At 71.2% G+C, this 23,032-nt stretch carries 12 protein-coding genes and 1 CRISPR repeat array; of the genes, 5 read left to right on the forward strand and 7 right to left on the reverse strand.

All coding sequences use genetic code 11. From position 1 onward, the window contains the following. Positions 1–88: 88 nt before the first annotated feature. From cas3 to ACFFF6_RS04495, 7 genes are all read right to left on the reverse strand, one after another. Positions 89–2,944 carry a CRISPR-associated helicase Cas3' gene (gene cas3 / locus ACFFF6_RS04465; protein ID WP_376978590.1) on the reverse strand — a complete coding sequence of 952 codons (2,856 nt, stop codon included), beginning with the start codon at positions 2,942–2,944 and terminating at the stop codon, positions 89–91. Between the two features lie 477 nt (positions 2,945–3,421). Then, positions 3,422–11,091: a CRISPR direct-repeat array (repeat unit 27 nt; unit sequence GGCTCATCCCTGCTGCGCAGGGCGGAC). Positions 11,092–11,859: 768 nt separating this feature from the next. Beyond that, complete coding sequence (locus ACFFF6_RS04470; RefSeq protein ID WP_376978592.1) at positions 11,860–12,696, reverse strand: GNAT family N-acetyltransferase; 837 nt, start codon at positions 12,694–12,696, stop codon at positions 11,860–11,862. 111 nt (positions 12,697–12,807) lie between these two features. Further along, positions 12,808–13,791 (reverse strand): amidohydrolase family protein, encoded by a 984-nt coding sequence (locus ACFFF6_RS04475; protein ID WP_376978594.1) that lies wholly within the window; start codon positions 13,789–13,791, stop codon positions 12,808–12,810. Then, entirely contained in the window at positions 13,788–14,387 is a 600-nt protein-coding gene (locus tag ACFFF6_RS04480) for a TRAP transporter small permease (RefSeq protein WP_376978596.1), read from the reverse strand. Before ACFFF6_RS04480 ends, ACFFF6_RS04475 begins: the two co-directional genes overlap by 4 nt. A gap of 48 nt (positions 14,388–14,435) precedes the next feature. After that, positions 14,436–15,467: a DctP family TRAP transporter solute-binding subunit gene (locus ACFFF6_RS04485; protein ID WP_376978598.1), complete on the reverse strand. Its 1,032-nt coding sequence runs from the start codon at positions 15,465–15,467 to the stop codon at positions 14,436–14,438. 62 nt (positions 15,468–15,529) lie between these two features. Continuing rightward, positions 15,530–16,798, reverse strand: a complete 1,269-nt coding sequence (locus ACFFF6_RS04490; protein WP_376978600.1) for a TRAP transporter large permease — start codon at positions 16,796–16,798, stop codon at positions 15,530–15,532. 81 nt (positions 16,799–16,879) lie between these two features. Then, the gene (locus tag ACFFF6_RS04495; protein WP_376978602.1) at positions 16,880–18,271 is read right to left on the reverse strand and encodes a homoserine dehydrogenase; all 1,392 of its coding nucleotides are present in this window, start codon (positions 18,269–18,271) and stop codon (positions 16,880–16,882) included. A 201-nt stretch (positions 18,272–18,472) separates the two neighbouring features. Here ACFFF6_RS04495 and otnK point away from each other — a divergent pair, with 201 nt between their 5' ends. The 5 genes from otnK to ACFFF6_RS04520 all read left to right on the forward strand — a co-directional run bounded on the left by otnK (position 18,473) and on the right by ACFFF6_RS04520 (position 22,978). Beyond that, complete coding sequence (gene otnK / locus ACFFF6_RS04500) at positions 18,473–19,723, forward strand: 3-oxo-tetronate kinase (protein WP_376978603.1); 1,251 nt, start codon at positions 18,473–18,475, stop codon at positions 19,721–19,723. Next, on the forward strand, positions 19,720–20,379 hold the full coding sequence (locus ACFFF6_RS04505; protein ID WP_376978605.1) for a class II aldolase/adducin family protein: 660 nt from the start codon (positions 19,720–19,722) through the stop codon (positions 20,377–20,379). The genes otnK and ACFFF6_RS04505 overlap by 4 nt, the downstream gene beginning before the upstream one ends. A gap of 3 nt (positions 20,380–20,382) precedes the next feature. Continuing rightward, positions 20,383–21,168, forward strand: a complete 786-nt coding sequence (locus ACFFF6_RS04510; RefSeq protein WP_376978607.1) for a DeoR/GlpR family DNA-binding transcription regulator — start codon at positions 20,383–20,385, stop codon at positions 21,166–21,168. Positions 21,169–21,254: 86 nt separating this feature from the next. After that, positions 21,255–22,256, forward strand: coding sequence for a 4-hydroxythreonine-4-phosphate dehydrogenase PdxA (locus tag ACFFF6_RS04515; RefSeq protein WP_376978609.1), 1,002 nt, complete (start codon positions 21,255–21,257; stop codon positions 22,254–22,256). A gap of 227 nt (positions 22,257–22,483) precedes the next feature. Beyond that, positions 22,484–22,978 (forward strand): flavodoxin domain-containing protein, encoded by a 495-nt coding sequence (locus ACFFF6_RS04520; protein WP_376978611.1) that lies wholly within the window; start codon positions 22,484–22,486, stop codon positions 22,976–22,978. The last annotated feature ends 54 nt before the right edge of the window (positions 22,979–23,032 follow it).

Raw genomic sequence — 23,032 nt, forward strand, 5'->3', positions numbered from 1 at the left:
CCTTCAGAGACGTCGTGTCCTGCACGGTAGGGATGGGGCCCGACATACGGAGTCGGCTCGGGGGTGAGCGCTGCTCGGAAGGAGGAGGTCACTCGTCTCCCTCCACCTCATGCAATCCCAGCGCCGCGTCGTAGGCGAGGATCCGACCGCGCACCGTGATGCGGTGCTGCGCATCGAGCGGCAGAGCGAGCTGACCTTTCAGCCAGGTGGACTGCTGCCAGCCGCGCGGAGTCAGGGGCTCCAGCTGATCCAGGACCTCCTCGAGATGGGGGTCGCACCGCGTGAACCGGGACGGGAGGCGCACCGTCGCGGCGGCCAGGTCGAGCGCGACCCGGCGCGGCGGTTCCAGATCCGGGTTCAGGTCGGTCCCTGCGCCGCCGACGAGAGGCCGATACCACCCGCCGTCCATCGCCAGGATCGGGATCACCTCCACCGTCGGATCGCTGTCGCGCACCTGGGCGAAGCCCTTCTCCTCCCCGGCAGCGGTATCGATGGACTCGCGCTGGTACGCGAAGAGGCTGTCGAGCGACGCGGCAGCCGCGGGAGGCGGGATCCGATAGGTTCCCGAACGCTTGCGCGCACTGTCCCGTTCTTCATGCGCCGTTCGCACGGCTGCGTCCCAGGCATCGCTCCAGTCGGCCGGGATCGGCGGAGCGTCGCTGTACGTGCGGTGGACGAGCGCGGCGATGTCGTCCGGCCGGGTGAAGCCGTGTTCCAGAGGGCCGTCCTGGAGGGCGGCGAGGGTGGCGAGCAGCATCTCCTCCCCGTAGACCGCCAGGGCTCCTCCATCGAACTCGGGGGTCTCGGGGGAGATGATCCCTCGGATCAGCACCTGTGGGTGCTGCAGGTTCCTCGGTCGATCATCGGCCGGACGCTCATGGCGATGCAGGCGCCCGATCCGCTGGATCAGCAGGTCCATCGGGGCGATGTCGGTGACCAGGAGGTCCACGTCGATGTCGAGGCTCTGCTCCGCCACCTGGGTCGCCACCACGAACCGTCGATGCGGCCGGCCGTCACCGCGGCGCGCCTGGGGCCCGAGGACCTCACGCAGAGTTGTCTCCTTGCGGGCTCGCTCCGAGGCGAGGAACGCTGCGTGATGCAGCTCGACATCGCCGGGAAAGACGTCTTCGAGGTACCGGTAGACGTCCTGAGCGCGGTGCACGGTGTTGCAGATGATCAGCACGCATCCGCCGTCGGTGGTCTCCTGCTGCAGACGATCCGCCAGCGCGGTGAGCCCGTCATCGATGGTGCTGAGCGACGCCTCGAGGTCCGATGACCGCTGTGGGACGACGGTCTCATGTACTCCCTGCGCGCTCACCGACGTGATCAGCGGGTACTCCGTGGACAGCTCGTCCAGCGGCTCATGGGAGAGCTCGCTGCGGTACGCCTCGACCAGCAGCGTCTTCTGGGCGACTGGGAGCGTGGCGGAGAGCAGGACGACGGGCACCCGGTAGCGGGAGAGCCAGCGGAGCGCGGTGGCAAGGTACTCCGACATATAGGTGTCGTAGGCGTGGACCTCATCGATCACGATCACCTTGCCGGCCAGGCCGAGGTGGCGCAGCATCGAGTGCTTGGCCTGCAGCGCCATGATCAGCACCTGATCCACCGTTCCCACGGTGACATTCGCGAGAATGCCCTTCTTCCTTCCCGAGAGCCACTGCGAGGCGATCACCGCACCATCGGGCTGCGCTGTGGTGGAGTCCTCATCGATGCCGACCTCCCGGGGCGTGAGATCGCGGTAATCCCGGTTCAGCATGTTCTTCGAATGGGCGAGGAAGAGCGACGTCGCCTCGTCGCCTCCAGCTCGTCGCGCCCAGTCGAGCACCCGCCGGAACAGGCCATCGGCAGTGGCCATCGTGGGTGCGGCGACCATGATGCCGCCCGCCCCGCAGGATGCACCGAGGATCTCGGCGGCGGTCAGCGCCGCCTCGGTCTTCCCCTCTCCGGTCGGTGCCTCGATGATGAGGAGCCCTGATCCTCGGAGCGCGGCGGCGGCCTGTGCGGCAGCTCTCTGGACAGGGCGTGCCCTATGGGAGGCAGGCCAGCGGAATCTGTCTCGCAAGTGCTCGTCGAGCGCCTCATCGTGAGAGCCGGGCGGTGTCGCGCGCCAAGGGCGGGTCAGCTCGAAGTCCGCCATACAGGCCTCGGCCCGCTCCCCGGCCAGGCCATCGATCGTGAGCGGGAAGTGATCGGCGTTCGAGGCGATCCAATCCGCCATGATCACGAGGCCGGTGATGAGGCTCTGCCCCGAAGCGTTCAGGGGCTTCCGACGTCGCTCCCGGAGCCGAGGGAGCACGCCTCGGATCCCGCTCAGATCGGCGACGAAGTCCAGGAGCTCCTGGTGCGTGGCGGCCCACGCGCCGTCGTAGGTCTGAATGACCAGATCGGCGCGTGTGCGGCGCCCCTCCCGCGACGGCGCGCCATGATGGGCATCGACGATCTCGGAGAGGCGGTCTGCAATCCGGCCTGTTCGAGACGGGAGACCTTCGCGGATCAGCCAGTCACGCACCAGGACCCTCGAGGCGAGAGCATGCTGAACCGCGGGGCCGTTGCGTTCGACCCATGGCATCTGGATGGGAAGCCCTGCATCCTGTAGGCGCTGAAGGAAATTCTCGAAGCCGGGTCGTGGTTGCAGCTGACCCTGGAACGACAAGACGGCCTTCCCGATGTCGTGAACGCCGGCGAGCCAGGCGACGACCGTCCCAGCGTCTTCGTCAGGCATCTCCAGCGCCGCCGAGATCCGAGATCGCACCGAGAAGGGTGCCCAGTGCACCCAGAGATGACGCGCTACGCCATAGGAGTCGAGCATGTGCTGCGGGAGAGCGAGCCACGGCTCATCCCCTGTCTCCCGCGCACGGTCGTCGCCGGACTTGGCCCAGAAGGAGCGCGCCGCGTCAGAGAGACAGTGGCGCAGGTCGTCGACGGAGATGGGCGGCGCTGTCATCTAGATCTCCTTAAGGGGCAGGTGGCGGGGAGCCTAGCGGGGGAATCGGGTCTGGTGCAAGCAGATCGACAGACAACCCCCAGAGTCCCTCTAGCAATGAGCAAGTTAAGAGTAGCTGTAGCCGGTGTGCTGCTCGGTCCTGCTCCCCAGGATGCCCATGCATGGTCCAAGCTGGTACGGCTCCGCTTCGCGGAGGTGAGCCGTTGCTGACGGCCAGAGGAACCGTCCGCCCCGCGAAGCGGGGATACCGACCGCCCTTCGCATGCCGACACTGCCGGCATCAGCTCCCTCGGCTCTCCGGGACGGACCCAGAGCCGAGGGGGCTCGTCGCATCGATGACCCACGTGCTGACGCATCGATCCCCCTCGGCTCACCACACCCCCCCGTCGCCTATGGACACGATAGCCGTCGGTGAGGGAGCTGACAGGCGAATCGTGAAAGAACGGGGTCTGCAGGGAATCTGATCCTGCGAGCTGCGGCTCGTCTCTGTTGCGCAGAGCGGACTTGTGCTCGGGCGGCGAGGTGGAGCAGCTGCACGGCTGGTCCCCGCTGCGCAGGGCGGACATGCCCTGCGGCCGCAGCCGCGAGCGGGACCTGGGCTCATCCCTGCAGCGCAGGGCGGACGGCTCTCAGCTCGTGGAGACGTTCCTGCCGAACGGCTCATTCCTGCTGCGCAGGGCGGACAAGGCGAACGCGCAGATGGACAAGCTGGACGAGGGCTCATCCCTGCTGCACAGGGCGGACGTCTAGAACAAGCCGGCCCCCTCTGCGTCCTCGGGCTTATCCCTGCTGCGCAGGGCGGACAACAGCGCGAGCAGGATGCGCGAGCTGGTGGAGGGCTCATCCCTGCTGCGCAGGGCGGACCTCCACCGCCTCCACGCCCCGCGGCCCTTCGGGGGCTCATCCCTGCTGCGCAGGGCGGACGCTGAGGGGGCGACCCCGCGGGCCTGGAGCCGGGGCTCATCCCTGCTGCGCAGGGCGGACGCCATGTCCTCGCACCGCTCGACGTCGTCCAGGGGCTCATCCCTGCTGCGCAGGGCGGACTACGACCGGCGCATGGGCTTCAACACCGACACGGGCTCATCCCTGCTGCGCAGGGCGGACCGGACGGTCACGGAGGCCTCCTCGGGTCGGGTGGGCTCATCCCTGCTGCGCAGGGCGGACGTCGGCCCCTCGAGCGCTCGCCTCCCAAAATCGGGCTCATCCCTGCTGCGCAGGGCGGACTGAGCGCGGCATGCACCCCGCAGGTCGATGACGTCTGGCTCATCCCTGCTGCGCAGGGCGGACCAGCTTCAGGAGGCGTTCGGCGTTTCCGTCGGGGGCTCATCCCTGCTGCGCAGGGCGGACGCCTCCTTCGTGGTTGGTGTGACAGTTGGTCGGGGCTCATCCCTGCTGCGCAGGGCGGGCCACGATGCCGCGGGCAAGGTGACCCCGCCTGCGGGCTCATCCCTGCTGCGCAGGGCGGACCAGCTCGACGGGTACCTCTCCGACTCGGACTGGGGCTCATCCCTGCTGCGCAGGGCGGACACCGAGAAGATGCTCGCGCTGAAGACGGCGATGGGCTCATCCCTGCTGCGCAGGACGGACTTCGATCGAGGAGACGGTCGGCGGCCTGACCGCGGCTCATCCCTGCTGCGCAGGGCGGACGCCTGGGTCGACGTCCTCCCCCAGATGAAGAACGGCTCATCCCTGCTGCGCAGGGCGGACCTGGGCTCCGCGACGGTCCGCGCGCTGCAGCGGGGCTCATCCCTGCTGCGCAGGGCGGACTCCGGAGGGACCAGTTCGTTCGCCCCGACGGCCGGCTCATCCCTGCTGCGCAGGGCGGACTGCAGGTTGCTGATCTGTGTCGCCTGCGTGCCGGGCTCATCCCTGCTGCGCAGGGCGGACCCGTCCGTCGACCCCGCGGAGACGCCGTTCCGGGGCTCATCCCTGCTGCGCAGGGCGGACCTTCGCGGCTCGATGCTGATCGGTCAGCGGCTGGGCTCATCCCTGCTGCGCAGGGCGGACCCCTTCCCGCTCCCCCGTGACTCTCGCGGCCTCGGCTCATCCCTGCTGCGCAGGGCGGACCCCCGTTAGGGAAACTGGACATGCAGGCTATCGGGCTCATCCCTGCTGCGCAGGGCGGACCGTGAAGCTCCGCGGCGGCGTCCTGCAGTTCGACGGCTCATCCCTGCTGCGCAGGGCGGACGGGGACTGGGACCAGCTCGCACAGATCGGCTACGGCTCATCCCTGCTGCGCAGGGCGGACAGGTAGCTGGGCCCCCTGCGCAGGTAGCGCCAGGGCTCATCCCTGCTGCGCAGGGCGGACCGGAACACCGTCGTGCAGCCCGTCGTGTCCTGGGGCTCATCCCTGCTGCGCAGGGCGGACAAGACACCGCTGATCTCCGTGAGCACGGTGCCGGGCTCATCCCTGCTGCGCAGGGCGGACATGCTCGTCCGCGTCCACGAGGTGCCCGGCATCGGCTCATCCCTGCTGCGCAGGGCGGACTCGGAGATCGCGGTCGGTCATGTCGTAGATCGTGGGCTCATCCCTGCTGCGCAGGGCGGACGTCGTGCCCGCCTTGGTCATGCCGCGGCGAGCGGGCTCATCCCTGCTGCGCAGGGCGGACCGCTCAGCTGCGCTGATTGTGGCGCGGCCGATCGGCTCATCCCTGCTGCGCAGGGCGGACTTGTCCAGCGCCCATGCTCGATCGAGCTGCGCCGGCTCATCCCTGCTGCGCAGGGCGGACCAGGACCAGGAGGCCCTGAACCTCTCCAAGGACGGCTCATCCCTGCTGCGCAGGGCGGACCGCGGATTGATTTCGATCCCGATGGAATCGCCAGGCTCATCCCTGCTGCGCAGGGCGGACATCGATGCGACTCTCGCGACCGGCCGTGAGCGGGGCTCATCCCTGCTGCGCAGGGCGGACGGCAGGTTGCGGGTCTTGGTCATCTTCGGGGCCGGCTCATCCCTGCTGCGCAGGGCGGACTTGCTGGACCAGTCGAAGAACTCCCCGTCGAGCGGCTCATCCCTGCTGCGCAGGGCGGACCGAGGGGCTTCGTTCCGATGATCATGGGTGACTCCGGCTCATCCCTGCTGCGCAGGGCGGACCGCGGTGACCCGATGAAGGGCACCACCAGCGACGGCTCATCCCTGCTGCGCAGGGCGGACCCGTACTCGAGGAGCGTCCGGCTGATCGGGTCGGGCTCATCCCTGCTGCGCAGGGCGGACACGATCACGAAGACGGTCGGGATCACGATGATCGGCTCATCCCTGCTGCGCAGGGCGGACAGCTCCTCGCCGGCGTTGTCGTGCATCCAGAGGGGCTCATCCCTGCTGCGCAGGGCGGACTCCACTTCACACACCGACACCAGATCGAGGGAGGGCTCATCCCTGCTGCGCAGGGCGGACCTTGAGCCAGCGGGCGCGCTGGGGAAGTGTGCCGGCTCATCCCTGCTGCGCAGGGCGGACGCCGTCTTCTCCCACTGGCCCGGGTCGACGGGCGGCTCATCCCTGCTGCGCAGGGCGGACAGGACATCCGGGCGGCCTGGCCCGTGCATGTGGGGCTCATCCCTGCTGCGCAGGGCGGACTCGAGTACGTCCGCGAGGCCCTCCGCGCGGCGCGGCTCATCCCTGCTGCGCAGGGCGGACACCACGCCGTCGGGGGCGAGGGGGTTCAGGAGGGGCTCATCCCTGCTGCGCAGGGCGGACGTGGCTGTTGCGGCTGTGGCCGTGTCGGTCGTGGGCTCATCCCTGCTGCGCAGGGCGGACCTCACGCCCCAGCTCTGGCCGGCCCTCGCCCTCGGCTCATCCCTGCTGCGCAGGGCGGACTGCCGATCGGATGGGGGATGTGAGATGAGTCCGGGCTCATCCCTGCTGCGCAGGGCGGACTGGATCCACGCCCCCGGCGACGCGCCGATTCTCGGCTCATCCCTGCTGCGCAGGGCGGACCCAGCCCTCGACGTGTGCGTTCCGGGCGTACGGGGCTCATCCCTGCTGCGCAGGGCGGACGGTTCCGAAGATCGCGAGGACGACGGAAAGGCCGGCTCATCCCTGCTGCGCAGGGCGGACGGCGGCGAGGTCGGACAAAAGGCCACCGCCGAGGGCTCATCCCTGCTGCGCAGGGCGGACTTGCACTTCTTATGTGCTGGTCGCAGGTTCCTGGGCTCATCCCTGCTGCGCAGGGCGGACCTTCGGTTGGATTCGCGGAGACCATGACAAATCGGCTCATCCCTGCTGCGCAGGGCGGACCTTCGGTTGGATTCGCGGAGACCATGACAAATCGGCTCATCCCTGCTGCGCAGGGCGGACCTCGGTAATGGTGTTCCCGAGGGCGGGATGGAACGGCTCATCCCTGCTGCGCAGGGCGGACACTTCCTCACCGTCGACCAGCGACGCGTCGTCCGGCTCATCCCTGCTGCGCAGGGCGGACAGACGGTCCGCGAGCTCCTGCGGGGAAGAGAACGGCTCATCCCTGCTGCGCAGGGCGGACCCCCCTGCCGTTCCCGGCCCTCTTCCATCCACCGGCTCATCCCTGCTGCGCAGGGCGGACCAGGTGCATCCCGCGACTTCGTCAGCGCCGCCGGGCTCATCCCTGCTGCGCAGGGCGGACTCGGCCGGCTGGACGTGGATGAAGGACCACGTCGGCTCATCCCTGCTGCGCAGGGCGGACACTGATCGATCAGCTGACCGACGAGTACGACGGGGCTCATCCCTGCTGCGCAGGGCGGACCCCGGCAGCGGGCACAGGGCTGCGTCCGGGACGGGCTCATCCCTGCTGCGCAGGGCGGACCCCTGGTGCGCAGCCCCAGCCAGGCCGCGGAGATGGCAGCCGAGCGGCTCATCCCTGCTGCGCAGGGCGGACTTGAGGACGGCACCCTGCGGGGTGTTCCCGTAGGGCTCATCCCTGCTGCGCAGGGCGGACCAGCTCATGCTGGCCGACTCCGGCTCCCCGCAGGGCTCATCCCTGCTGCGCAGGGCGGACTCAGTCTCGTCGCTCGAGCGCGGTGGCTCGAGGGGCTCATCCCTGCTGCGCAGGGCGGACTCCTTGTCCGTACCGGCCGGGTTGACCATCCAGGGCTCATCCCTGCTGCGCAGGGCGGACATTGCGGGCACGGCGACGAGCCGCGCGACGTTCGGCTCATCCCTGCTGCGCAGGGCGGACCCCTCGACTCGCCACGCGCCTTTCTGGCCGCGCGGCTCATCCCTGCTGCGCAGGGCGGACACGTTCACGCCGCGCAGCGACGCCGGTCTCACGGGCTCATCCCTGCTGCGCAGGGCGGACCTCACCGGCAGCGTGATGCCCGCCGTGAAGACCGGCTCATCCCTGCTGCGCAGGGCGGACGAGACCAACACCCTGACCTACCGGCTCCTTCCGGGCTCATCCCTGCTGCGCAGGGCGGACTATCTGTTTCTCGTAGAGGGGGATCCAGATAGGGGCTCATCCCTGCTGCGCAGGGCGGACTCGGCGCGCGTGCAGTTCGGGCCCGCCCACCAGCGGCTCATCCCTGCTGCGCAGGGCGGACCGGATCGAGTACGCCTCCCTCGCCCCCGACCACGGCTCATCCCTGCTGCGCAGGGCGGACTCCGACCTCGGACAGGGCGCCCTCGCAGAGATCGGCTCATCCCTGCTGCGCAGGGCGGACCGGGTCCCGTTGGTCCAGGCGGTGCCGATGCAGGGCTCATCCCTGCTGCGCAGGGCGGACTCGGGGATGTGGGGGCCGGGGCCGTTCTGGTGGGGCTCATCCCTGCTGCGCAGGGCGGACCCGTCAGACGCGTGCCGACGGGCAGCGGTACGGGGCTCATCCCTGCTGCGCAGGGCGGACGGCTGTGGGTACGAATGCGCTCACGCCGGACGGGGCTCATCCCTGCTGCGCAGGGCGGACACGTACACCGTCCCCGACCCGCCCGGCGCGTTCGGCTCATCCCTGCTGCGCAGGGCGGACATCCAGGCCGCGATCAGCGCGGTCGTGACCTGGGGCTCATCCCTGCTGCGCAGGGCGGACATCGACCCGATCGAGCAGTCCGGCGTCGGCCTGGGCTCATCCCTGCTGCGCAGGGCGGACGGCCGGCTGGGCGCGAAGCTCATGGAGGGCGTGGGCTCATCCCTGCTGCGCAGGGCGGACCCGACCACGCCGGTCGCGATCGTCATGGAGGCGGGCTCATCCCTGCTGCGCAGGGCGGACGAGCGCGTCGAGGGCACCCTGCTCCGGTTGCTGGGCTCATCCCTGCTGCGCAGGGCGGACGTCCACGGGCTCTACTCCGGCGGGCCCTCGCGGGGCTCATCCCTGCTGCGCAGGGCGGACAGGACGCGCTCCCGGCGGGTGGGGGCGGAGACGGGCTCATCCCTGCTGCGCAGGGCGGACTGCACGGTCAGCTGTAGCCCGATCGCGATGCTGGGCTCATCCCTGCTGCGCAGGGCGGACCAGCGCGCCCGGGCGTTCACGAAGATCGACGGCGGCTCATCCCTGCTGCGCAGGGCGGACATGCAGGAGCCATCGGCGGAGTGCCCGGTGCAGGGCTCATCCCTGCTGCGCAGGGCGGACGGTGTTGCAGATGGCGATGATCATGGCGCCACCGGCTCATCCCTGCTGCGCAGGGCGGACTGATGCGTTCCCGGGGAGAGGGCCCGCCCGTGGGGCTCATCCCTGCTGCGCAGGGCGGACCACCGCGAACATTCCTCCGACCGAGCTCCCCACGGCTCATCCCTGCTGCGCAGGGCGGACAACGGAGCAGAAGCCATGGCCACACCCGAAGAGGGCTCATCCCTGCTGCGCAGGGCGGACCCACTCCTGGTCATCGACGGGGAGGGCGTCCCAGGCTCATCCCTGCTGCGCAGGGCGGACCTGCTCCTTCCGATCCTGACGCAGCTCCTCACCGGCTCATCCCTGCTGCGCAGGGCGGACCGATCGCCGTCCTGCTCGGCGGCCCAGATCAGCGGCTCATCCCTGCTGCGCAGGGCGGACCCCCTGTGAAGGCCCCCGGTATTCCCCGGGGGCCGGCTCATCCCTGCTGCGCAGGGCGGACTCAGCAACCGGCCCATCATCGTAGTCCTACCCCGGCTCATCCCTGCTGCGCAGGGCGGACGCCCCGCAGCAAAGCCGGAATGGATGAAGTATGGGCTCATCCCTGCTGCGCAGGGCGGACCGGACGGGTCTAGGGAGCCCTTCCAGAACGCTGGGCTCATCCCTGCTGCGCAGGGCGGACGGCGACAACGAGCCGGAGATCCAGTCGCACAAGGGCTCATCCCTGCTGCGCAGGGCGGACCGCGCGAACCTGTGCCCCACCGTGATCGACAACGGCTCATCCCTGCTGCGCAGGGCGGACTGGAACGCGGGTGCGACACTGTCCTTGACGAAGGGCTCATCCCTGCTGCGCAGGGCGGACCGGACGACGACGGTCCCGTGCGGTGTGGTCGTGGGCTCATCCCTGCTGCGCAGGGCGGACGGCGTCCTCGAAAGTGGTCATTGGGCCTCCCGGGGCTCATCCCTGCTGCGCAGGGCGGACATCGACGGGAGCACCTCGCGGGTGACCCAGCGCGGCTCATCCCTGCTGCGCAGGGCGGACCCTCCGACGCCCTCGGGCATCGGCGAGGTGTCCGGCTCATCCCTGCTGCGCAGGGCGGACGCGGCGTCCTCGCGCGCGTCGTCAGGATCGAACGGCTCATCCCTGCTGCGCAGGGCGGACCGGCCCAACAGGGTCGCTTCGATGCTGGTCGTCGGCTCATCCCTGCTGCGCAGGGCGGACGGAGCCGGTGGCGATGTCGCCTGTGCGCTCGAGGGCTCATCCCTGCTGCGCAGGGCGGACCTCGGCTCCCCACTCGCCCATTCCTTCCGCGGCGGCTCATCCCTGCTGCGCAGGGCGGACGAAGACGAGCCCCAGGAGGGCGACTCGGAGCCGGGCTCATCCCTGCTGCGCAGGGCGGACAGGGTGCGGCCCTCGCGCGGGATCTTCCGCTGGGGCTCATCCCTGCTGCGCAGGGCGGACCTGTGGCTCACGGTGAAGACCACGGCGCAGGGCCGGCTCATCCCTGCTGCGCAGGGCGGACTACATCCGCGTCCGCAATGAGGCCGGGGTCGAGGGCTCATCCCTGCTGCGCAGGGCGGACGCTTACCCCACCACTCAGAAGACCGTCCAGTTCGGCTCATCCCTGCTGCGCAGGGCGGACCCTTCCTGGCCTGCGACGATCGTATTGTCCGGGCCGGTTTCGGTACAACTTGGTTCGGGAGGTGTCTGACACGGGGCGTGGTCTCTGCGTGTCCGTCCGTGTCCCCAGGGCGGTGAACACGGAGTCTCGGCGCTTCTCTCGCGGGAACTGCATTGCGAGCTCCGAGGGCTCGGGCGATCGGATGCCTCGGTGGCGCCGAGCATCGGGACGCCTTCCTCTGGCGCGCTGATCTGTCCCACCTCCTGCACCATGTGCAGCGCGCTCTCCGGTGCTGGCGACGCGTTCCTGCGGGGATCGCTGTCGGTAGCGGCGCGCCGGGCAGTAGGCCCCGCGGGTGTGCGGGAACTCAGCAGGCCGCTGGGCCGCAATGTGTTCGCGCCCCCCACCGCGACCTGCTGCGGATCCGCCCATGAGCTGCCTGCTCACGGTCTTCCCCAGTCGCCGTCCTTCCTGGCCTTCGCCCTCGTCGCGCCCGCTGTCCGGCCCTCGAAGCCCAGCTTCTGCCCGCGGCCGGTGAAGGCTGCCTTCGGGGCGCTGCAGTCCTCCGGACTGATCGTCATGGTCGCCAGTGCCGGGTACTCGGCGCCGCATCGGGATCCGATGCGATGGAGATGCTGCGCGAGCACGACCTCATCGCCATGCGCGCTGCCCTGCGGCAACCGGACACGGACGCGCTCCTGGAGACGCTCGAGGCGCTCGTCGTGCGCCAGGGCGCCGACTTCGCACGCTGCGGAGGCGGCGTCTGCGGCCGGTCGGCCGCCGCATCTCTCACGGCGCCGGATCGTCGTCCCTGCTCGCCGGATCGTCGTCGCGGCTCGTCGGACGTCGCCATGTGTACGGCGTCGTCTCCGTGACCTTCGTGAACCCGTACCGCTCGAGGATCGGGCGGGAGTGCTCGGTGGAGTCGCTGTGGATGAGGGTGCGTCCGCCGCGCAGGGCGGAGCGGGCTCGGGCGGCGGTGAGGGCCCGGTAGATGCCGCGGCCGCGCCATGCGGGCAGCGTCGCCCCGCCCCAGATCCCCGCGACCGCGGTGCCCGCGACAGGGTGCAGGCGGCCGGCGCTGAGCACCTCGCCGTCCTTCTCGGCGATCCAGCATTCGATCGCGGGGTCCGCCGCGAGGCTCGCCAGCAGCTCCTCGACGTGCCCCGGGGAGCCGAAGACCGCGTCCTGCATCGCACACATGCGCCGGACGTCCTCCTCCGTCGTGGCGCGGCGCAGGACCACGCCGTCCGGAAGAGGGAGGTCGACGGCGAGGGCGGCGGCTGCGCCGAGCATGACGGACTCGCGCTCGCCGGGCGTGAAGCCGTGGGCGAGCAGCGCCTCGTGCAGCCCCGGCGCGCGGTCGTGGGAACGGGTCTTCCATTCGGCCTCGTGCACCTGCGGGCGCTCCGCGAGGAACGCCGTCGCCGCCGCGACCAGTGCGGGTGCATCGGCCCCCTCGAGGTCGCGGTAGGAGATGAAGCCGCGCCCGCCGGGGAACACGCCCAGCCACAGCGGCCCGATCCGCGCGACCTCGAGCGCCCGCTCCATCTCCGCCTCCGTGCGCAGGTCCGCGTCATAGGCGGCGAGCAGCGCGTCGCGGCGTGCTCCTGTGTCCTCGGTCATGGCCCGCCCTTCCCGTGGTCCGTGGATCCATGATGCGGCATCGGCAGGAGCCGGAGGCGGCGCGGCGCTCCGGCGCGGGAATCCTCTGCGCGCGGCCCCGCAGGCTCGGTCTCAGCTCCCGTCCAGGACGTCCCTCAGCCGGTACTCCCGCGCCGCCGTCCCCGCGAACAGCTGCGCGAGCTGCTCGGCCGATGCCCCCGCGGCACCCGCCAGGATCGACTCCATGACCGCGTCGAAGCTCGGGGCGGTGAGCGTCGCGACCGGCAGGTTGGAGGCGAACATCGACCGCTCGAAGCCGAAGATCCCCAGCAGCTCCCGGACCACCTGTGCATTGGAGGCCGGATCCCAGCGGTTGGGGAACAGCCCCAGCTCCGAGACCTTCACGGAGGTGCCGGGCAGGTCCGCGAGCTCGCGCATCCCGCGCCGCCACACCGCGAGGGACTCGGGATCCCGGTCCAGCGGCAGGCCGCAGTGGTTGATGATCACGCGCAGCCCCGCCACCTGGGAGATCACCTCTGCCGCCTCGGAGAGGTGGTAGTACGGGACCCGCAGGTCCCAGGAGAGGTCGAGGTCCGCCAGCCGGCGCAGGCCGTCCTGCCAGGTGCGGTCCTGCAGGGTGCCGGTCTCGCCGCGGACCGATTCCCCGCGGCGCGCGGCGATCCGCGGCTTGGAGCGGATCCCGCGGACGAGCGGGTGACGGGCATGCCCCGCGAGGATCTCCGCGAGGTCATCCTGCAGGAAGTCGACATGCCCGACGATCGCGAGCGGGAACCCGGGATCGGCCTCGTGCAGCTGCGCGAGGAACTCGTCCTCGGCGAGCTGCTCGTCCCGGCTGCGCTCGGCCTCGCAGTGGACCGTTCCGATGACGTTCCAGCCCGTGGTCGCCGCCCGGTACTCGCGGGGAAGGAAGGTGCGGCGCATCGCGGCGTAGTCGCCCAGGAAGAACTCCGGGTTCACCGCATCCTGCAGCCACGGGTAGCGCCCGGGGCCCTCGAGGTCCCAGAAGTGATGATGGGCATCGATGATGCGCAGGCTCGCGCGGGCGGCCTCCAGATCGAGCGGGGCTGCCGGGGGAGCGGCGTGGGTCGGTGTCATGGGCGGCGGTCTCCGTCCTCGGATGCGGCATCCGGGTCATCGGGCAGCGGGGCGGGCTCGGCCTCGAGGGCCTCGTCGACCTCCTGGGCGATCTCGCTCTCGTGCTGGACAGGAGCGCCGGTCACCAGCCGCCCCGCCTCGCGGAGGACGTTACGGGCGGCGAACACCGAGATCAGCAGGCTGCCGATCACGAAGCCGGAGGTCAGGACCCAGACGGGCAGGCTGATGGCGACGGTCGTCTCCCCGGAGCCGAGGTGCGTCTGCAGGATCCGCGCGCCGAGCACCGTGAAGGACAGCCCGAAGATCAGCTCGAACACGGCGATGCCCAGCGAGACGGCGTGGTACGCGCGGGGCCTGCCGGTCAGGGCGGACTGCAGCAGGTCCAGCCGGATCAGCCCGCGCGTTCCGTAGGCGACGGCGGCCAGCACCCAGATCAGCCAGATGAAGTTGAGGCGCTGCAGGTCGTCCAGCCAGGCGGTCGACCAGCTGAGCACGTTGCGGGAGAGGACTCCCCAGGTCTGCAGGCAGATGGCGAGCAGGACCCAGGCGCCGAAGACGCCGGCGACGACCTTCTCGAAGGACGCGGAAGCGCGCATGTCAGGCTCCTTGTCGGGCGATGCGGAAGAGGGAGAGGGCACGGGGCATCACATCCCCTGGACGAGGTCGAGCAGCTCGGTCCCGTAGGCGTCGGTGAACTGGGTCCACACGCTGGTGCCGAGCTCGCGGAAGGCCTCGCGATCGGGGTCGTCGACGAAGGCGACCCCGTTGTCCTCCAGAACGGTGCGGGCCTTCTCGGTCGCGACGTCGTTGGCGTCGAGCTGGGCGGCTCGACCCACCTCGGCCGCCTCCTCGAGAGCGGTGCGCTGCTCCTGCGTGAGGCGGTTCCAGGTGCGGCGGCTGACCCCCATCATGAAGGGCGTGTACACGTGGCTGGTCATCGACAGGTGGTTCTGCACCTCGTAGAACTTGCGGAACTCGATCTCCGCGAGCGGGTTCTCCTGCGCCTGCACCGTGCCCTGCTGGAGCGCGGTGTACAGCTCGGAGGCGTCGATGGCCTGCGGCAGCCCTCCCATCGCCTTCCAAGCCGCCTGCTGGATGGGGGAGGGGAGCGTGCGGATCTTGATTCCCTGCAGATCAGCCGGCTCGTGGATCGCGCGCACGTTGTTGGTCAGCTGCCGCATCCCGTTCTCCCACACGCTGAGACCGACGATCTTGGTGGCCTCGAACAGCTCGTGCAGGTGGTCGCGGGCGGCGCCCGGACCGGTCGCCCGTCGGGCGTGCTCGAGGTCCTCGAACACGAAGGGCAGCTCGAAGGCCTGGATCTGCGGCACGAGCCCGGAGAAGTACGAGCTGCCGGAGACGGCCACGTCGATCGTGCCCTCCTGCAGCGCGTTGATCATCGAGGACGCGCTGCCCAGCGAGGTGTCGAAGAAGGCGGTGGCCTCGAAGCCGGTGCCGGAGGCGTTGAGATGATCGACCATGGCATGCACGCCGACCCCGGTCGGCGTGGACTCCGGGAGGGAGCCGGCGAACACGGAGATGTCGGCGATGCCGCGGTCGCTCGGAGCGGCGCAGCCGGCGAGGGCCGTGCCGGCGAGGCCCGCCGCGGCCAGGGTGCTCCCCCGCAGCCACGTGCGGCGGGAGATGCGATGGGACCGGGGGATGCGATGGGACATGGACGACCCCTCTCTGGGCTCGCGCGGGTGGTCACGGAGGATGCGGGACTCGGGTGCGGTGCTCATGGGATCAGCGCCAGGGAGAACCAGGGCACGAGGGCGAGGACGACGAGTCCCGCGACGATCACGCCGAAGAAGGGCCACACGTGCGGGATCATGACCCGCAGCGGTGTCCCGCCCACCTCGGAGGCGACGAAGAGGTTCACGCCGACCGGCGGGGTGATGAGCCCGGCGCAGAAGGCGACGACCATGACGATCCCGAAATGGATGGGGTCGATGCCGTAGGCCACGGCGACGGGCACGAGGATCGGCCCGAAGATCAGGACGTTGGGCACCGCGTCGATGAAGCAGCCCGCGACCAGGAACAGCACGATCGCGATGAGCAGGAACAGCAGCGGGCTCGAGACGTTGTCGGCGAAGAAACGCGCGGCCGCCTGCGGCAGGCCCTCGCGGGTGAGGACCCAGCCGAAGGCCTGCGTGCCGCCGACGATGAGCATGATGCCCGCGGCGACCTTGAAGCTCTCGAACAGGATCCGCAGCATCTTCGGCACCGTGATCTCGCGGTAGATCAGCACGCCGACGACGAGGCTGTAGAAGCAGCCGATGGCCGCGGCCTCCGTGGGCGTGAAGATCCCGGTGTAGATGCCGCCGAGGATGATGATCGGCGCGAGCAGCGCCCAGAACGACTCCTTGAGCGCGACGCCGACCTTCTTCAGCTCGAAGGGTTCCCGGGTGCCGAAGCCCTTGCGCTGGGACTGCACCATGACGAAGACGATCATCATCAGACCCAGGAGGATCCCGGGCAGGATGCCGGCGATGAGCATGTCGCCGACGGACACCTCCGCGGTCACCGCGTAGAGGATCATGAGGATGCTGGGCGGGATGATCGGCCCGAACACGCCGCCGGAGGCCTGCAGGGCGGAGGCGTAGCCGCGGTGGTACCCGTCCTTGACCATGGCGGGGATCATCATCCCGCCGACGGCCGCGGTGGTGGCCGCGCCGGCGCCGGTCATGGCGGCGAAGAACATCGAGGCGAGGATCGTGACGACGGCGAGACCGCCGGGCATCCAGCCCACCAGGGAGCGGGCGAGGTTCACGATGCGGGTGGATATGCCCGCGGCCTGCATGAGGGCGCCTGCGACGATGAAGTACGGCACCGCCATGAGGGTGAAGGAGTCGGTTCCCGCGAGGGCCTGCTGCGCCACGATGATGACGGGGATGTCCGTCAGCAGCAGGATGTATCCGAGCGCGGCGACGATGAGCGAGACGGCGACGGGGACCCCGTAGGCGAGCAGGGCGAAGAAGCCGACGATGAGCAGAAGGGCGTCCAACGGTGCCTCCACGGTGAGTATGCGATGGATCGGATGAGGGGGTGGTTTGCGGCCCGAGCGGGGGCCGGTGCCTGGGGCGGCTCAGCCGGCGGTGCCGGCGTCCTCGCGGCCCGCGCGATGGAGCTCGTGCGCGAGGGGATCGAGGCCCTCGAGGTCCTGGGCGCCGATGAGCTCCCCGGCGCGGACGGGGCGACGCAGACGTGCGCCGTCGAGCAGGTAGAAGGCGGTCGCTTCCGGGACGGGCGCGATCATCACGGGGTCGACGCCGTCGATCTCGTGGTGGTGGCCGGCGACGTGGAACTCCGTGCCGGCGTCCAGGTCTCGGGCGGCGCGGGCGGCGAGGATGGTGCTCGCCCGCACGGCGCGGCCGGGGCGGCCGTCGGCGGCGGCGTGCAGGGTCAGCGGTGTCTCGACACCCATCAGGTGGTACGGCCAGTAGAGGCAGGCATACCTCCCGTCGCGGCTGATCACGTGGCCCTTCTCGCGCAGCAGCTCCCAGGTGGCGGGATCTCCGGTGCGGACGATCGCGAAGACGCCTCCGGCGAAGCTCGCCTCCCCGGGGAGGCGGAGCGCGCTGAACACGTCCAGCGCGGCCTCGGAGCCGATGAGCCCGCCGTGCTCGCGGCGGGCGTAGACGTCCGCGAGCTCGTCGATGCGGGCGATCGGGTAGTGCATCTGCTCGACGTCGGCCCCGATGCCGAGCCGCTGCGCGACCACGGTCATCTCGCAGGGGTCGGCGGCTGCGGAGCGCTTCAGCCCTGCCGCGAGAGCTGCCCGGGAGGCGAGGGTCGCGGGGGCATCGGCCCCCAGGGTGAGAAGATCTGTGAACCCGGGGGCGGGGATGGAGACGCCGTCCTGGGTGAGCGTGCCCGCCGCCGGGTCCAGCAGCAGATCATGCTCGGCCGACTTCCCCATCGCCACGACGTCGAGGCCGACGGCCGCCACCCAGTCCGCCAGGCGCAGGAGGTTCGCGGGCTGGTCGCCGTCCGCGGGCAGATAGCTCAGTCCGGCCTCCGCGGCGAGGCCGGCGAGGGCCGGTCCGGCGACGGTGTCGACCTCCTTGGAGACCATCACGACGTGCACGCCGTGGCGGAGGGCCTGGCGCGCATAGGCGCATCCGGGGCCGATCTTCCCGCTCGCCTCGACGAGGATGTCCAGGTCATCCCACGGAACGGCGTCCGGCCCCGCGGCCAGGACGGTGCCGCCGGAGACGAGGATCGCCGAGGCCGCGGCGGCGTCGAGGGCCGGCTCGGCGCCCGGGCGGGCGGCGGCGGAGGGGTCGTCCCGGGTGCCGTCGGCGAGCTCGGCGAGCATCGCCGCGACGCCCTCGACATCCGGATCGACCAGGACGGAGGGCAGCAGCTCGGGTGTCGAGGCGAGCTGCGCGAGCAGGCTGCGGCCGTAGCCGCCGCGTGCCCCGGTCAGAGCGCAGCGCAGCGGGGCGCGGTCGCGGGCGGGGCTGGTCAGTCGCATCGCAGGTCCTCACGTCGTCGTGGCGGGCGTGCCCTGGGGCGGGCGGTGAACGCCTCAAGATTCCCACAGGATCAGAAAATGTCAAGATCTCTCACATGTCGTCACAGAATCGTGTCATACTGAGGAGGGCGGGTCGCCGAGGATCGCACGACCGATCCCGACCCGCGGACCCTGCGAGACGACCGGTGGAAGAGGTGCCCAGTGCTCGGAGCGATCGCCGACGACTTCACCGGCGCGACGGACCTCGCCACGATGCTCCGCCGATCAGGGCATCGTGTCGCCGTGCTCGTCAACGAGGACCCGGCGCCGCGCCTTCGCGCCGAGGGAACCGAGGACCCCATGCCGGAGGTCGACGCGGTCGTCACGGCGCTCAAGACCCGTACCGTCCCCGCCGCCGAGGCGGTCCGACGCTCTCTCGCCGCCCTCGCGCGGCTGCAGCGCCTCGGCGCGGAGCGCATCTACGTGAAGTACTGCTCGACCTTCGACTCGACGCCGCAGGGCAACATCGGCCCCGTCCTCGACGCGATCGCCGCCGCGCTCGGGGCCCGCGGCAGCGTCGTCGTCCCGTCCCTCCCCGCCAACGGCCGCACCGTCCGCGACGGACTGCTGCGGGTGGGCGAGCAGCTCCTCGAGGACTCGCCGATGCGCCACCACCCCCTCACCCCCATGACGGCCTCCCGGGTGCGCGACCTGCTGCGACCGCAGACGATCCACGAGGTCGGGGAGATCGGGCTGCGCACGGTCGCCGCCGGGGCCGATGCCCTCCGGTCGGCGCTCGACGCCGCGCCGGAGCCCTATCAGGTCCTCGACGCGGTCACGGACGAGCACCTGCGCATCATCGCCGCGGCGACCGCCGGGCACCGCCTGGTCTCCGGCGGCTCCGGGCTCGCCCTCGGGATCCCGGGACCCGGCCTCGTCGCCGATGCATGGCGGCCTCCTGCCGCGGGCCGACGCGCCGTGCTCTGCGGCAGCGTCTCCGCCCGCAGCCTCGAGCAGATCGCCCATGCGGCCCGCAGCCAGCCCGTGCACGTCCTCGACGTGACCGCAGCGGCCCGCGACCCGCGAGCCGCCGCGCAGGAGGCCGCCGCCTGGGTGCTCGCCCAGGATCCCGCGGCGATCCCGGTCCTGTGCGCGGCCCGCGAGCGCTCGCAGGTGCAGGCCCCGCGGGGCGGCGTCGATCCCGCGGCCGTGGTCGAGACCGTGCTCTCGCAGGCGGCCCGTCTGCTCGTCGAGAACGGACAGGTGCGAGCGCTCCTCGTCGCCGGCGGCGAGAGCAGCGGAGCGGTCGTCGGCGCGCTCGGCGTGCACAGCCTGCACATCGGCCCCGAGATCGCGCCCGGGGTGTGCTGGTCCCGGGCGCATGCGCGGGGTGCGGACCTCGCCCTCGCGCTCAAGAGCGGCAACTTCGGCGAGCCGGACATGTTCACGAGCGCGTGGGAGGCCCTCGCATGACCGCGGCGCAGCAGCTGATCAGCATCGGGCGCGAGCTCTCCGCGCTCGGCATCAGCCCCGGATCCTCCGGGAACATCTCCGTGCGCGAGGGCGAGCGCCTCCTCGTCACCGGAACCGGTGTGCAGCTCGGCGACCTCCGCGAGGACGACCTCGCCGTCCTCGACCTCGACGGGACCCACCTCGCCGGTGCCCGCGCCTCCAAGGAGGTGCCCCTCCACCGGGGGATGTACCGGCGCGACCCCGAGTTCGGCGCCGTCGTCCATCTGCACTCCCCGTGGGCGACAGCCCTGTCCTGCACCCCGCCCTGGTCCGAGCGCTCCGCGGTCCCGCCGCTGACGCCGTACTTCGTCATGCGGGTGGGACAGACGCCGCTGCTGCCGTACCGGATGCCGGGATCCCCGCAGCTGGGGGAGGACGTGCTCGCCGCCCCCGGCCCGTTCCGGGCGGCGCTGCTGGCCCATCACGGCAGCGTCGTCGCCGGGCGCGACCTCCGCGAAGCCCTCGACCGGGCCGTCGAGCTCGAGGAGGCCTGCCGGCTGGCCGTGCTGACCGCCTCCGTCCCGCGCAGGGTGCTCGACCCCGCGCAGATCGCCGAGCTCGCCGAGCGATGGGGGAGCCCCTGGACGTCCGAGAGCGTCCGGCCGGGGCAGGATTGAGCCATGAGCAGCCCGAACCTGATCCCCGAGCAGCGTCGCCGCCAGATCCTCGACCTGCTGCGCAGCGAGCCCGTCAAGAGCTACCACGAGCTCGCCCAGGCCATCGGCGTCAGCCACATGACGATCCGCCGCGACGCCGCGACGCTCGCGGAGCACGGAAGGGTGCGGCTGACCCAGGGCGGGATCGCGGCCGTGCACAGCATGGGGGTCGAGCTCCCCCGCGGGGAGAAGTCCGCGGCCCACGCCCCCGAGAAGAGCGCCATCGTCGCCGCGGCGGTGGAGCTCGTCGAGGACTCCATGGCGGTGTACCTCGACGCCGGCACGACCATCGCCCTCATGGCCCCGGCCCTCCGCCAGCGCCAGGACCTCACGGTCGTCACCAACGACCTCAGCACGGCGACGGCGTTCCTCGACCATCCCGGCGTCGAGCTCATCATGATCGGCGGACGGGTCGACCGCGCCAACCACTCCACGATCGGCCGCCTCGCCGCCCTCGCCCTCTCGGAGCTGTCCCTGGACTGCGCCTTCATCTCCTGCAGCTCCTGGGACGCCCGCCACGGGCTGACCACGCCGATCGAGGCCAAGATCGACCCCAAGCGCACGGCGATGGCCGTCGCCGCTCGCAGCATCCTCCTCGCCGACAGCTCGAAGTACGGAAGCTTCGCCAAGCATCGCGTCGCCCACCTCCGCGAGCTCGACACGATCATCACCGACGACGCCCTCGAGGCGGAGGACGCGGACCTCGTCCTCGCCACCGGCTGCGAGCTCGTCCGGGCACCCATCCCCTGAGCCGCGGCCCCCGCGCAGACCCTCCCGTTGAACCCGTTCCCGCGCCGCCCGTCCCGGAGCAGCGCCCGCCACCCCCAGGAGATCGCATGTCCACCACGGCACCCCGCATCGCCCTCACCTTCGGCGACCACTCCGGCATCGGCCCGGAGCTCGGCGCCCGCCTGCTCTCCGATCCGGAGAACCTCTCCCGCGCCCGGATCTCGGCGCTCGTCTCCCGGGCCGAGCTCGACCGGGCTGCGGAAGCGCTCGGCGTCTCGATCCCCGTCGGGGACGAGCCCGGGACCGGGCACGTCCACCTGGTCGGCTCCGCGCTCCAGGACGTCGAGGTCCCGCCGCGACGCACCTCGGTCCAGGCGGGGGAGCGCGTGCTGGCGGACCTCCAGCAGGCGCTGAGCATGTACGCGGACGGCGAGGCCGACGCGATCATGTTCCTCCCGCTGAACAAGACCTCGCTGCACCTCGCCGGAATGCACGAGGAGGACGAGCTGCGCTGGTTCGCGAAGGAGCTCGGCTTCGACGGCTTCACCAGCGAGCTGAACTTCGCCCCGGGGCTGACCACCTCGCGCGTGACCTCTCACGTCCCGATCTCCGAGGTGTCGGAGGGGATCTCGGCCCGAGCCGTCCGCGACGCGATCGTCCTGCTGCACGAGGTCGTCCAGGGGACCGGCGTCGCGAGCCCCCGGATCGCCGTGGCGGCGCTGAACCCGCACGCGGGGGAGAACGGACAGTTCGGACGCGAGGAGATCGACCACATCGCCCCCGGCGTCGACCTGGCCCGCGAGGTCGACGGCGTGCAGGTCAGCGGCCCCTTCCCGAGCGACACCGTCTTCATCAAGGCCCGGGCCGGAGAGTTCGACGGCGTCGTGACGATGTACCACGACCAGGGGCAGATCGCCATGAAGCTCATGGGCTTCGATCAGGGCGTCACCGTCCAGGGCGGGCTCCCAGTGCCGATCGCGACTCCCGCGCACGGCACCGCCTACGAGATCGTCGGCCAGAACAAGGCGCTCATCGGCCCCAGCCAGCGCGCCTTCGAGATCGCCGTCGACCTGGGATCGAGGACGGCCGCCGCGCGCGAGCAGGGCTGAGCCTCGGCAGGTTGGAGCCGGTCCTGCGCGCCGGGGTGGGGGTTGGTACGCCAGCCTGCAGCCCCGGCAGGCCGGGGCCCGTCCTGGCCGGGAGCAGACGGGCTCCTGGCGGCGCCTCACCCGTCCCTGTGCACGCGAGGCGCCGCTGGACGACCGTCCGCTCCCGTCGCGCGCGGGGAGGGACCTTCGCCCCGCGTCTTCGCGGCCGACTCTGCCATGCTGGGCGCATGCGCGTCCTCATCGCCTATGCCACCCATTCCGGAGCGACCCTCACGCTCGCCGAGCAGATGGACCGGATCCTCGGGGACCTCGGTCATGACGTCGTGCTGACCGATGTGCGCGAGGATCCGGTCCCGGCCGAGGCCGACGCCGCGATCATCGGCTCCGCGATCCGGGTGGAGTCCTACGAGAAGCCCTTCCTGCAGTGGACCGCAGCCCATGCGCAGGAACTCGCGCAGCGGCCGGTCGCCCTGTTCTCCTGCTCCGGCTCCGCCGCCGACCCCGCGAAGCAGGGCCGCCAGAAGGCGACCGACGCGTTCCTGCGCGAGGCCGCGTTCACCCCCGTCGCGGTGCGCAACTTCCCCGGCTGGGTGCTCATGGACCGCATCCCCGTGCACGAGCGGGTGCTGCTGCGCTCCCTGCGCACGCCGACCGGCGACTTCCGCGACCTCGACGCCGTCGCCGCCTGGACCCGGGAGGTCGCGCCGCTGCTCGGTGCGTGAGAGCGGCCCAGCCGGAACCGGGGCGCATCCGGTGCGCGGAGGACCCCCGGGCGC

Origin of the sequence: Brachybacterium hainanense, assembly GCF_042434575.1 — a bacterium.
Classification (GTDB): domain Bacteria; phylum Actinomycetota; class Actinomycetes; order Actinomycetales; family Dermabacteraceae; genus Brachybacterium; species Brachybacterium hainanense.